Genomic DNA, 11,275 nt, shown 5'->3' on the forward strand with positions numbered 1-11,275 from the left:
ATGTGAGAATATCGTAGGTCCGGCGGGGAGAGGGCAATCCCGGCGACCGACCGCTTTTCTCGACCACGGCTCTCGAACATGATCCTTTCCAGCATGACGGGCTTTTCCCGGGCCACGGGCACCACCGGCCCGGTCCAATGGGCCTGGGAGGTCCGCAGCGTGAACGGGCGCGGGCTCGACGTGCGCCTGCGCGTGCCCAATGGCCTGGAGGCGGTGGGCGAGGTCGCCCGCACCGCCCTGCAGAAGACCCTGACGCGGGGCCAGTGCCAGCTCTCGCTCAACCTCACCCGGCCCGAGGCCCGGGCGCGGGTGCGCATCAACGAAACCCTGCTGGCCGAACTCGCCGCCGCCACGGCGCGCGTTCCGCGCCCCGAAGGCCTCGCTCCGGCCTCCCTCGACGGTCTGCTCGGCATCCGCGGCGTCATCGAATCCGAGGACGAGCCGGCGGCGGAGTCCGATACCCTCGCCCACGACCTCGCCGAGGGCGTCGTCCGCCTCGTGGCCGACCTGGTGGAGGCGCGCCGCGCCGAGGGGCGCCAGTTGCGCGCCATCATCGAGGGCCAACTCGTGGCCATGTCCCGCCTTCGCCAAGCCGCCGAGGCCTGTCCCGGCCGCCAGCCCGAGGCGGTGAAGGCGCGGCTGTCGGCCAGCATCGCCGCGCTGATAGAGGCCGGCGGGCTCGATCCCGACCGCCTGCACCAGGAGGCCGTCCTGATCGCCGCCAAGGCGGACGTTCGCGAGGAACTCGACCGCTTGAGCGCCCATCTCGACAGCGTCGGCGAGTTGCTGGACGCCGGTGGCGCCATCGGCCGCAAGCTCGATTTCCTGGCCCAGGAGCTCGGCCGCGAGGCGAATACCCTCTGCGCGAAGGCCGGAGACATCGCGTTGTCGCGGATCGGACTCGACTTGAAGGCCGTGGTGGAGCAATTCCGCGAGCAGGTTCAGAACGTCGAGTAGGTTTTTTCGGACATGCAGGCCACGACGATCGAGCGGCGCGGGTTCATCCTCATCCTGTCCTCGCCCTCGGGGGCGGGAAAGACCACGCTCACGCGCGCGGTCGCCAGCGACCCGAAATGGGGGCTCGATCTCTCGATTTCGGTGACGACTCGCCAGCGCCGACCCTCCGAGATCGACGGCAAGCACTACAATTTCATCGACCGCGAGGCCTTCGACGCCCTGCGCGGCGCCGATAACCTCCTCGAATGGGCGGAGGTCCACGGCAATTTCTACGGCACGCCGCGGCGTCCGGTGGAGAAGGTCCTCGGTGCGGGCCGGGACATGATCTTCGACATCGACTACCAGGGCACGCGCCAGGTGCGGGGAAAACTCGCCGAGGACGTGGTGACGGTGTTCATCCTGCCGCCGAGCCTCGCCGAGTTGCGCCACCGGCTCGAGCGCCGGGCCGAGGATTCGCCCGAGACCATCGAGAAGCGCCTCGCCAATTCCCGCATCGAGATCCAGCGCTGGGTCGAATACGACTACGTCCTCGTCAACGACGATCTCGACGATGCTTTCCACGCCTTGAAGGGCATCCTCACGGCAGAACGCCTGAAGCGGGCCCGCAACACCGGTCTCGCCGACTTCGTCGATGGGTTGCTGGCCGAGCCCGATACGATCGCCTGAGGAGCATGAGGCGATGACACCGACGAAGGGGCCAGACGGCGAGATCCGCTTCGACCAGACCTGTCCGATCCTGCGCATCTTCGACGAGGCCAAGGCGCGCGAGTTCTACGTCGATTTCCTCGGCTTCACCCTCGATTGGGAGCATCGCTTCGGCGACGATTTCCCGCTCTACGCCCAGGTCTCGCGCGCGGGTCTGATCCTGCATCTCAGCGGGCATCACGGCGATGCCACGCCGGGCTCGACGAGCTTCGTGCGGATGGCCGGCATTCACGCCTTCCAGGCGGAACTCAGCGCCCGGAAATATGTCCATGCCAAGCCGGGCATAGAGAGTCTGCCCTGGGGGCTGGTTATGACGGTGACCGACCCGTTCGGGAACAGCCTCCGCTTCTGCGAGGAACCGGGGAACCCGTAGTCGTCCACGCGCGCCGGACATCCGCCCGCTCCGCCACATCCGCACAGCCCGGAACACCCCCGACCCGATCCGGGTTGGCCCGCACATGACCGATCGGAGACCAGATCGTCCCGGTCGGGCCAACGCGGTCAGCGGAGCGAGCGATGGATTTCGGCATCAAGGGGCGGGTGGCGTTGGTCACCGGGGGCGATTCCGGCATCGGCCACACCACCGCTGAACTGCTCCTCAAGGAGGGCGCCAAGGTCGTCCTCTGCGACAAGGTCCCCGAGGCGTTGGAGAAGGCGGCCGCCGGACTTTCCAGCCTCGGCGCCGTGGTGGCGGTGGCGGCCGACCTTACGGAGCGGGTCGAGGTCGAAGCCCTGGCGACCAAGGCACGAGAGGCCTTCGGTGAAGCGCCGACGATCCTGGTGAATGCCGCCGGCATCACCGGCGCCACGGGTGATTTCCTCGACCTGACCGACGAGGATTGGCTGGAGACGATCCAGACCGACCTGATGGCGGCGGTGCGGGTGACGCGCGCCTTCATCCCCGGCATGCGCGAGGCCGGGTGGGGGCGCATCGTCCTGTTCGCCTCGGAGGACGCGGTGCAGCCCTATGTCGAGGAACTGCCCTATTGCGCCGCCAAGGCCGGAATTCTCAGCCTCGCCAAGGGTCTGTCCAAGGCCTACGGGCCGGATGGCGTCATGGTGAACACCGTCGCCCCCGCCTTCATCGCGACGCCCATGACCGATGCCATGATGAAGAAGCGGGCGGAGGAGAACGGCACGTCCGTCGATGAAGCGATCGCGAGCTTCCTGGACGAGGAACGCCCCGGCATGGTGGCCAAGCGTCGGGGACGGGCAGAGGAGGTTGCAGCGGCCGTGGCTTTCCTCTGCTCCGAACAGGCGAGTTTCATCACCGGCGCCAATCTGCGTGTCGATGGCGGATCGGTGGCGACGATCGCGACCTGACGGGAGATCAGCCGCGCGGCGGCAGGATCGTCGCCCGGCGGGCCTCCAGGGTCTGCCACAGGATCAGGGAAGGCAGGCCGAGCACCACGTCCGGCACGCGCTTGGCCAGCGACAGGGCGATGGCGGTGCCGGGATCGATGCCGAACAGGCCGCCCACGAGGACGAACCCGCCTTCCTGAACCCCGAGGCCGCTCGGCACCGGGAAGGCCGCCGATTTGATGGCCTGGCTCAGAGCCTCGATGATGATCACCTCGGCGAGGCCCACGCCCTCCACGCCCATGCAGGTCAGCGCGATCCAGATCTCCACGGCGCCGAGCATCCAGGCGAGGAGGTGCAGGACGACGCCTTGAAGCAGCAGGGGCCAGCGCTTCGGGGCCCAGACCGTATCGAGCGCGCCATGTACGCCCGCATGGTCGGGCGCCGAGCCGGGTACCGCCTCGTCCTGGTCGCGCAGGAAGCGCCGGCCGAGTTCGGTGATGCGGCGCTCGACGCCGCGCATGAGCGGGCTGCGCTGGAACAGGAAGAAGGCGGCGAGCACGATGGCGGTGACGCCGAGCGCCCGCATGGCCCAGGCGGCGAGGGAGGCGGCGGACTCGCCCTCCATCTGCATCAGCAGGGCGACGCCGATGAGGACGAACAGGGCCTGCGTGCCGACCTGGATCAGCATGTCCACCAGGATCGAGGCCGCGGCGAGAGTGCCCGGCACGCCCCAGAAGGTGAGGAGACGCCCGCCGACGACGTCGCCGCCGACGGAGGCCACCGGGAGAAGCACGTTGATCCCGTCCCGCACGAAACGGAGGATGAGGAAGGCACCCGCCTCCGCGGTGGCCGAGAGCCGGTTCAACACCCGCTCCCAGGCGACGCCGCAGAGGGACAGGACGACGACGCGCATCAGCACGATGCCGGCGAGCCCGATGATTCCGATCCGTCCGAAGGCATCCGCCACCGAGGCGAGATCGTGGGTCGCCACCAGCCAGACCGCGAGGCCGAGGCCCAGCACCGTCCCCAGGACGGGCAGGTAGCGCAGGACATGCCTCGCGGCTCCCGCACGGGCGGGGGGAGGCGCCGCAGTGCGGCGGGTCACAGGCCCGGACTTCCGAAATGGACGAGCGCCAACGGAGACGATCCTCTCTCAGCAGGTTTCGCAGACAGGGACCCCGGTTCTGCGATGACAATCGGCGACACATCAAAGGGCCGGCGCATCCGGCGCTCCGCCCGTCCCGCACGATCGAACTTGGACCAATTCTATCGCGGCATTGGGGCTGAAATCGGAGACCGCCTCACTCGGACCGGCGGGCGGGGGGATAGACCGTGTCGAGGGCCTGCTCGGCATTGCCCTCGGGGTCGATCAGGACGATGCGGTTGCGCGACAGGCTGAAGGAGGTCGCCACCGCCACGAACCGCTTCGGGCAGGGGCCGAGGCAGCCCGTGGACACCACGCGGGTCATCCCGCCGAGGCCGCGCCTCTTGGCCTCCCGCTTGAGCCGCCCGCGGATCTCGTCCTTCTTCAGGCCGACGCGCTTGGTGCATTTCGCGCAGACCAGGACGATGTCGGAATAGCCGGACTTCGCCGTGCGAACGGTCGTGTCCTTCTCGTGCTTTGCCAAATCCGGGTGCCCGTTCCGTGGCCGGCACGCCGGGGACCGGAACGCCATCCGGGCCACACCTAGTCAAAGGGGGGAGGGGCGGCAACGGGGCGTGACGCCTCGCCAGCTCCGCGCCCTAGCCGTAGGCCGCCACGGCCCGGACGCTGCCGGGCTCGGCGACGCTGATGCCGGCATCGACATATTCGTTGAGCTTGTTGCGCAGGGTGCGGATCGAGATGCCGAGGATCTTGGCCGCATGGGTGCGGTTGCCGAGGCAATGGTCGAGGGTGTCGAGGATCAGCTCGCATTCCACCTGCGCCACCGTCCGCCCTACGAGACCGCGGGTGGCGGCTTCGGCCACCTGGGCGGCCCGTTCCACCGGACCGGCGGAACGGGCGAAGGATTCGCCCTCCGGCGTGGAGATCGCGTCGGCGTCGATCTCCGCTCCCGTCGCCAGCAGCACCGCCCTGTGGAGGGTGTTCTCGAGTTCGCGCACGTTCCCACGCCACGGATTCTCGCGGATGATCGCCTGCGCCTCGCGGCTCAGGACGCGGACCGGCACGCCGTTCACCTCGGCGTATTTCTTGGCGAAATGCGTGGCGAGTTCGAGGATGTCGGCGGGGCGCTCGCGCAGCGGCGGAAGGCGCAGGTGCACCACGTTGAGGCGGTAGAACAGATCCTCGCGGAAGGTGCCCTTGCGGACCTCGTCGATGAGGTTGCGGTTGGAGGTGGCCAGCACCCGGATGTCCACCTTGACCGAACCGGTGCCGCCGACCCGGTCGATCACCCGCTCCTGCAGGGCGCGCAGCAGCTTCGACTGCAGCCGGACATCCATCTCGGAAATCTCGTCGAGGAGCAGCGTGCCGCCATTGGCCTCCTCGAACCGGCCGATCCGGCGGGCGACGGCGCCGGTGAAGGCGCCCTTCTCGTGGCCGAACAGTTCGGATTCGAGGAGCGCCTCGGGGATCGCGGCGCAATTGACCGAGACGAAGGGCCGGTTGGAGCGTGTCGACTTCATGTGGACGTGGCGGGCGAGCACCTCCTTGCCGGTCCCGCTCTCGCCGGTGATGAGCACGGAGGCCTCCGAACGCGCCACCTGCTCGGCGAGCTTGACCACCCTCTCCATGGAGGCGTCGCGCCAGACGAAGGCGCGTCCGTCCTCGGACACCGCCTGCAGCACGGCGGCGATCAGTTCGGGATCGGGCGGGAGGGGGATGTATTCGCGGGCGCCGGCCTGGATCGCGGCCACCGCCGCCTTGGCATCGGTGGCGACGCCACAGGCGACCACCGGGGTGCGGATACGTTCGTCGGAAAGCGCCGTCACGAGGTCCCGGATCGGCTGGCCCACATCGATCATGACGAGGTCGGCGCCTTTGGCGCGCAGCACCGCGAGGCCCTGCGGAACCCCGTCCGCATGGGTCACGGCGGCGCCGCGACTCATGGCGATCTTGGAGGCGGTGACGAGTTCACCGCTCAAGCGTCCGATGATGAGAAGCCGCATGGTCTAGTATCCTGTGTCGGTGGAGCCTCGCGCAGAGGCGCGGCGGGCGGGATCAGTGGTCGCTCTTGATGATCTCGGTCATCGTCACGCCGAGGCGCTCCTCGACGAGGACGACCTCGCCACGGGCGACGAGGCGGTTGTTGACGAAGATGTCGATGGCCTCGCCGACCTTGCGATCGAGCTCCAGCACCGCGCCCGCCTGCAGCCGCAGCAGGTCGCCGATGGGCATGCGCGACGAGCCGAGCACGGCCGAGACCACCACGGGAACGTCGAAGACCTGTTCGAGATCGGCGGCGCTCTTGGGGGTCGTGGGCGCCTCGCGGATCGATTCGGAGCCGAGCCCGTCGAAGGACGAGTCGATGCCATTGAGCTGCGGCAGGCTGAAATTGTCGGACATCATGGGCTTTCACTGTCGCGGGCGTTGCGGGGTCGCAGGATCAGGATTCGAGAGGGTGTCCGATGGCTTCGAGCACGGCGGCCTCGATACGGGCGCGGTCGCGCACGACACCGCCATCGGCCCATTCCATCCGGGCATCGCCGGGGGCAAGATCGGGCTCGCCGAGGACGATGAGGCGTCCCTCGAAGCCACGCTCGCGGGCGAGGCTCTTCACCAGCGCCTCGGCCTCGTCCACCAGCCTGTCGTTCACGCGCACCACCAGATGCGGGACGCCGCGCAGGTGCTGCAGGGCCGCGCGGGCCGCGTCGCCGATGGCCGCGAGCGGCTGGGTGTCGAGGGCATCGCCGGCGATGCGTCGCGCCAGGGAGACGGCGAAGGCCAGGGCCTCTTCCTCGCGCGCCGCGTCCCGCGCATCGGCCTGACCGATGAGGCCGGCCGCGGCGAGGCCGACGCGGGTGAGGGCATCGGCCATGCGGGCCTGAGCCTGGGCCTCGGCCTGAGCGCGCCCTTCCTGGACGCCGCGGGCATGGGCTTGCGCCACGGCCTCGGCCAGGGCCGCCGCCTCCTTCGGCGGGACGGTCGCGCCCTCGCGCGGCCGGAAATCGGTGTCGAACAGGAACCGGCGGGCGTTCAATAGACCAGCTCCTCTTCACCGCTGGACTTGGCGATCATGATTTCGCCCTTCTCGGCCAGTTCCTTGGCGAGCTCGGTCATCTTGGCCTGGGCCTCATCGACGTCCTTGAGGCGGATCGGGCCCAGCGAGCCCATCTCGTCGGTGATGTTCTTGGCCGCGCGGGTGGACATGTTCTTGAGGAAGAACCCGCGCACCCGCTCGTCGGCGCCCTTGAGGGCGCGGCACAGGGTGTCGTTGTCGACCTTGCGCAGGAGGGTCTGAACGCTGCCCGCATCGAGCTTTAGCAGATCCTCGAAGGTGAACATGAGCTGGCGGATCTTCTTGGCCGAGCCGCGATTGGCCTGGTCCAGGGCCGCGAGGAAGCGGCCTTCGGTCTGGCGGTCGAACGCGTTGAAGACGTCCGCCATCAGTTCATGGGCGTCCCGCCGCGTGGTCTGCGCGATGGTGGAGACGAATTCGACGCGCAGGGTCTCCTCGATGTGGCGCAGGGCCTCCTTCTGCACCGTCTCCATCCGCAGCATGCGGTTGAGGACGTCGATGGCGAAATCCTCGGGCAGGATCGTCAGGACCTTCGCCGCGTAGTCCGGCCGCACCTTCGACAGCACCACGGAGACCGTCTGCGGATATTCGTTGCGCAGGAACGAGGCGAGGATCTCCGGGTCGATCTGCGTCAGGCTCGCCCAGACCCGCTTGCCCGACGCGCCCTTGATCTCCGCCATGATCGCCGAGACCTGCTCGGAGGGAAAGATCTTGAGGAGCAGCGATTCCGTCCGCTCGTAGTTGGAGGTGATGCCGCCGCCCGAGGAGAGCCGCGACACGAAATCCACGATCAGCCTCTCGACGGTCTCCGCCTCCAGCGATCCGAGCTGGACCATGGCGTGGGAGACCATCTTGACCTCTTCCTCGTCGAGCATCTGCCAGATCGGCGCGCCTTCCGTCTCGCCGAGGAGCAGGAGAAGCGCAGCCGCGCGCTGGGCGCCGGTCATGGCGCTCAAGCCCGCCTTACCGAGATCCTGATCCGCGATGACGGTCAAACCCGAGGCCATGCCTCACTCCTCTTCGCCGTTGCCGTTGCCGATACCGATTCGAAGGCCGTCGCCGGACCGTTCACGTGTCGTGGATCCAGTTGCGCAGCACCTCCACCGTCTCGCTCGGGCTGCCGCGGACCATGTCCACCACCCGTTGGACGGTCTCCGCCTGCACCTTGCCGTTCAGCTGCGCGAAGTCGACGAGGCGGGCGGTGGGGTTGTCGCGGGACGCCAGCATCGGATCGGCGCCCGGATCGGCGCCTGCCAAGGCCGGCCCCGCGACCAGGATGGCCTGGGTCGGTTCGGCGGTGAGGACGCGGCGCACGAGGGGACGGACCACGGCGAGGAGAACGATCACCGTCAGGAGGAGAAGCACGGACAGTTCGACCATGCGCATCACGTCCTCCTTCGAGGGAGCCAGCAGCGACTGGATCAGCGAAGGCTCGGTGAACTCGACGGGCGCGGGCGTCTCGGCGAAGCGCAGATTGACCACTTCGACCTGATCGCCACGATCTTTGTCGAAGCCGATGGCGGTGCGGACCAGGGTGGCGATCCGCTCGATGTCGTTGGCCGGGCGCGGCTGATAGACGGGGCGGCCATCCGCTCCCGGGACATAGGCGCCGTCGACCAGAACAGCCACCGACAGGCGCTTCAGACGTCCGCCCTCCTCGATCACCGTCTTGGTGACCCGGGAGATCTCGTAATTCGTGGTCTCCTCGTCCTTCTTCGAGGAATCCTTCGATGTGGGATTCGGGTTCGTCTGGTTGGCGCCCGGCAATTCGTTTCCGACGGTCACGGCGCCCTCGGTGCCCCCCGTGAGCGCGCTTTCGCTACGGGTCTGCGTCGAGCGCACGACCTTGCTCTCGGGATCGAAGGTCTCCGAGCGGCTCTCGACGCGGTTCCGGTCGAGTTCCGCCGTGACCTGGACCCGCGAGCGGCCCGTGCCGACGATGCCGGCCACGATCTCCTCGATCTGGGACCGCAGGCGGCGCTCCAGACCGACCTGCTTCTCCTCCATGCCGGCACCGGTCTCGGCCTCCGGGCCCCGAGCCCCGTCGGCCAGCAGGCGGCCGCGCTCGTCGACGATGGAGATCCGCTCCGGCTTCAGGCCTTCCACCGCGGAGGCGGCGAGATGGCGGATGGCGCGGACCTGGGACGGGTCCATGTCGCCGACGAGCTTGAGCACGATGGCGGCACTCGGCATCTCGCGGTCGCGTTCGAACAGGCGGCGCTCGGGAATGACGAGGTGGACACGGGCGGCCTGGACCCGCCCGATGGCCCGGATGGAGCGCGCGAGTTCGCCCTCCAGGGCGCGCAGGTGATTGACGTTCTGGACGAAGTTGGTGGACGAGAACGCATCGCCCTTGTCGAAGATCTCGTAGCCGACGCCCGTGGCACTGGGCAGGCCCTTGCCGGCGAGGTCCATCCGCAGGCGGGGCAGGTCGGCGCGAGGCGCCATGATGGTCTGACCGGCATCGCCGCGCGTCTCGTACTTGATGCCGCGCGCATCGAGGTCACGGATGACGGCGCCCGAATCCTGCATCGACAGGTCGGCGAACAGCACGCCCATATCGGGCTTCGAAACGCGCAGGATCACGAAGGCGAAGAAGCCGATCAACGTCAGCGTCACGGCCGCCATGGCCGCGAGCCGCGCCGGTCCCAACTTCGTCACCACTTCGAGAACCGACTTCACGACGCGACGTACCCACCCGGACCCGAGCGACGGAACGGCCGCGCTCGCTCGGCAAAATTTGCCCAGGTCGTGGTTAGCGTCCGGTTAACGATTTCCTTAACGCATGGAAAAAAGCTCGGCCGTCAGTTGTCCGTCGCAAGCCCCGAAACAGAAAGAACCGCGCCCCGGGGAGGGCGCGGTTCTTTCTCAGAGCGATCGTTGCGCGAAGGCGACGTCCGGGATCAGGCCCGGATGCCGACCCTTCTCGATCTCAGTGGCGGTAGTGCTGAATACGGGTGGTCCTCAATCCGGCCAGACCGTGCTGGTCGATGGAGAACTGCCAGCTCAGGAATTCCTCGGTGGTTAGGGTATAACGCTGGCAGGCTTCCTCAAGACTGAGAAGACCGCCGCGAACGGCAGCGACGACTTCGGCCTTGCGGCGGATGACCCATCGTCTGGTAGTGGTCGGCGGAAGATCCGCGATGGTCAGCGGGCTTCCATCTGGCCCGATGACGTATTTGACTCTCGGGCGGCTTGGTTCGGTCATGATACGCTCTACAACTCGACTGACCTGTCGAGGTTGGAAGCTACTTGCGCCCGCTTAAGATATGTTGAAGCGGATCGATTGCATCTGATTCGTTTTTTCCAGGATCATGTGGACAACCCGGATCCGATGTTCTGCACGCTCGATATCGGCAGCCGCGACGTGCCGATCAGCAGCACCGGCTCGCTGCCGCTGAGATCGACGCCGTCGACTTTTCCGGCGACCTGAGTGTCGACGCTAACCTGTGTACCAGTGGCGTCGAAGGCATCGATCTTGATCGAGTAGCTGCCGTTGGCGGAGGTGAAACCGGAGGTGGACCGACCGTCCCAGGTGAAGGCCTGCGCCCCGGCGGTCAGGGCCTTCGTCTGCGTCGCGACCACGTTGCCCTTGGCATCGCTGATCGTCATCGTCGCCTGTTTGGCGGCGCGCGCCGGCGTCAGGGTCCAGACGGCCGAACCGTCCTTCAAATTGGCGACGCGCCCGTCCGCCGTCACGCTCTGGCCGATGAAGCCGGTGGCGGCGGCCGCGCTCGACGCCTTCGCGTTGTTGAGGATTGAATCCAGCCGGTCGTTCGACTTCAGCTGCTGCTCGACGCCGGCATATTGCACGAGCTGCTGCGTGAACTGGTTGGTGTCCAGGGGGTCCATCGGGTTCTGGTTCTTGAGCTGCGTCGTCAGCAGGGTCAGGAACTGCTGGAAGTTGCCGGCGATCTCCTGGGACGCGCCGGTGGCGGTCTTCGTGCTCGAGATGGCGGAGCTGCTCGACGCTCCCGTGATGCCCGTGGTCATGGCGGTCTCCTCAGATTCGGATGTCGATGCCGCCGAGGCCGCGCAGCATACGCAGCGGCACGGCGTCGTTGGAAAGGCGCGGGTCTTTCAGGTCGGAACCGGGGGTTCCGGAACGGCCCTCCCGGCCGCCCCCGCCATCC

The 11,275-nt window shown here is 67.9% G+C and carries 13 protein-coding genes; 4 read left to right on the plus strand and 9 right to left on the minus strand.

All coding sequences use genetic code 11. The features are described from left to right. Positions 1–78: 78 nt before the first annotated feature. The 4 genes from FPV16_RS23260 to FPV16_RS23275 all read left to right on the plus strand — a co-directional run bounded on the left by FPV16_RS23260 (position 79) and on the right by FPV16_RS23275 (position 2,985). Positions 79–957 carry a YicC/YloC family endoribonuclease gene (locus tag FPV16_RS23260; RefSeq protein ID WP_227440904.1) on the plus strand — a complete coding sequence of 293 codons (879 nt, stop codon included), beginning with the start codon at positions 79–81 and terminating at the stop codon, positions 955–957. A 12-nt stretch (positions 958–969) separates the two neighbouring features. Next, positions 970–1,623, plus strand: coding sequence for a guanylate kinase (gmk, locus tag FPV16_RS23265; RefSeq protein WP_227440905.1), 654 nt, complete (start codon positions 970–972; stop codon positions 1,621–1,623). 13 nt (positions 1,624–1,636) lie between these two features. Further along, complete coding sequence (locus tag FPV16_RS23270; RefSeq protein ID WP_227440906.1) at positions 1,637–2,035, plus strand: glyoxalase superfamily protein; 399 nt, start codon at positions 1,637–1,639, stop codon at positions 2,033–2,035. Between the two features lie 143 nt (positions 2,036–2,178). Next, positions 2,179–2,985: an SDR family NAD(P)-dependent oxidoreductase gene (locus FPV16_RS23275; protein ID WP_227440907.1), complete on the plus strand. Its 807-nt coding sequence runs from the start codon at positions 2,179–2,181 to the stop codon at positions 2,983–2,985. 7 nt (positions 2,986–2,992) lie between these two features. Here FPV16_RS23275 and FPV16_RS23280 read toward each other — a convergent pair whose 3' ends face one another. The 9 genes from FPV16_RS23280 to FPV16_RS23320 form a co-directional block, all read right to left on the minus strand. Next, positions 2,993–4,069, minus strand: a complete 1,077-nt coding sequence (locus tag FPV16_RS23280) for a lysylphosphatidylglycerol synthase domain-containing protein (RefSeq protein ID WP_227440908.1) — start codon at positions 4,067–4,069, stop codon at positions 2,993–2,995. Positions 4,070–4,265: 196 nt separating this feature from the next. Then, a complete protein-coding gene (locus FPV16_RS23285) occupies positions 4,266–4,592 on the minus strand; it encodes a (2Fe-2S) ferredoxin domain-containing protein (RefSeq protein ID WP_227440909.1) in 327 nt (108 codons plus the stop codon). Between the two features lie 115 nt (positions 4,593–4,707). Then, positions 4,708–6,072 carry a sigma-54 interaction domain-containing protein gene (locus FPV16_RS23290; protein WP_227440910.1) on the minus strand — a complete coding sequence of 455 codons (1,365 nt, stop codon included), beginning with the start codon at positions 6,070–6,072 and terminating at the stop codon, positions 4,708–4,710. Between the two features lie 52 nt (positions 6,073–6,124). Further along, positions 6,125–6,469 (minus strand): flagellar motor switch protein FliN, encoded by a 345-nt coding sequence (gene fliN, locus FPV16_RS23295; protein ID WP_027172839.1) that lies wholly within the window; start codon positions 6,467–6,469, stop codon positions 6,125–6,127. A gap of 40 nt (positions 6,470–6,509) precedes the next feature. Then, positions 6,510–7,103 carry a FliH/SctL family protein gene (locus FPV16_RS23300; protein WP_227440911.1) on the minus strand — a complete coding sequence of 198 codons (594 nt, stop codon included), beginning with the start codon at positions 7,101–7,103 and terminating at the stop codon, positions 6,510–6,512. Next, on the minus strand, positions 7,100–8,149 hold the full coding sequence (fliG, locus tag FPV16_RS23305; protein ID WP_227440912.1) for a flagellar motor switch protein FliG: 1,050 nt from the start codon (positions 8,147–8,149) through the stop codon (positions 7,100–7,102). Before fliG ends, FPV16_RS23300 begins: the two co-directional genes overlap by 4 nt. Before the next feature lie 61 nt (positions 8,150–8,210). Then, positions 8,211–9,770 (minus strand): flagellar basal-body MS-ring/collar protein FliF, encoded by a 1,560-nt coding sequence (gene fliF, locus FPV16_RS23310; RefSeq protein WP_264483996.1) that lies wholly within the window; start codon positions 9,768–9,770, stop codon positions 8,211–8,213. A gap of 304 nt (positions 9,771–10,074) precedes the next feature. Beyond that, positions 10,075–10,350 (minus strand): DUF1153 domain-containing protein, encoded by a 276-nt coding sequence (locus FPV16_RS23315; RefSeq protein ID WP_018044452.1) that lies wholly within the window; start codon positions 10,348–10,350, stop codon positions 10,075–10,077. A 104-nt stretch (positions 10,351–10,454) separates the two neighbouring features. Next, positions 10,455–11,135, minus strand: a complete 681-nt coding sequence (locus tag FPV16_RS23320; RefSeq protein WP_227440914.1) for a flagellar hook assembly protein FlgD — start codon at positions 11,133–11,135, stop codon at positions 10,455–10,457. Between the last annotated feature and the right edge of the window lie 140 nt (positions 11,136–11,275).

This window comes from Methylobacterium sp. W2 (genome assembly GCF_020662345.1).
Classification (GTDB): Bacteria; Pseudomonadota; Alphaproteobacteria; order Rhizobiales; family Beijerinckiaceae; genus Methylobacterium.

Bases quoted from the DNA above. Each gene is read 5' to 3' on its own strand.
- FPV16_RS23260 (WP_227440904.1), top strand. From the start codon at position 79: ATGATCCTTTCCAGCATGACGGGCTTTTCCCGGGCCACGGGCACCACC.
- gmk (WP_227440905.1), top strand. From the start codon at position 970: ATGCAGGCCACGACGATCGAGCGGCGCGGGTTCATCCTCATCCTGTCC.
- FPV16_RS23270 (WP_227440906.1), top strand. From the start codon at position 1,637: ATGACACCGACGAAGGGGCCAGACGGCGAGATCCGCTTCGACCAGACC.
- FPV16_RS23275 (WP_227440907.1), top strand. From the start codon at position 2,179: ATGGATTTCGGCATCAAGGGGCGGGTGGCGTTGGTCACCGGGGGCGAT.
- FPV16_RS23290 (WP_227440910.1), bottom strand. From the start codon at position 6,072: ATGCGGCTTCTCATCATCGGACGCTTGAGCGGTGAACTCGTCACCGCC.
- fliN (WP_027172839.1), bottom strand. From the start codon at position 6,469: ATGTCCGACAATTTCAGCCTGCCGCAGCTCAATGGCATCGACTCGTCC.
- fliG (WP_227440912.1), bottom strand. From the start codon at position 8,149: ATGGCCTCGGGTTTGACCGTCATCGCGGATCAGGATCTCGGTAAGGCG.
- fliF (WP_264483996.1), bottom strand. From the start codon at position 9,770: ATGGCGGCCGTGACGCTGACGTTGATCGGCTTCTTCGCCTTCGTGATC.
- FPV16_RS23315 (WP_018044452.1), bottom strand. From the start codon at position 10,350: ATGACCGAACCAAGCCGCCCGAGAGTCAAATACGTCATCGGGCCAGAT.
- FPV16_RS23320 (WP_227440914.1), bottom strand. From the start codon at position 11,135: ATGACCACGGGCATCACGGGAGCGTCGAGCAGCTCCGCCATCTCGAGC.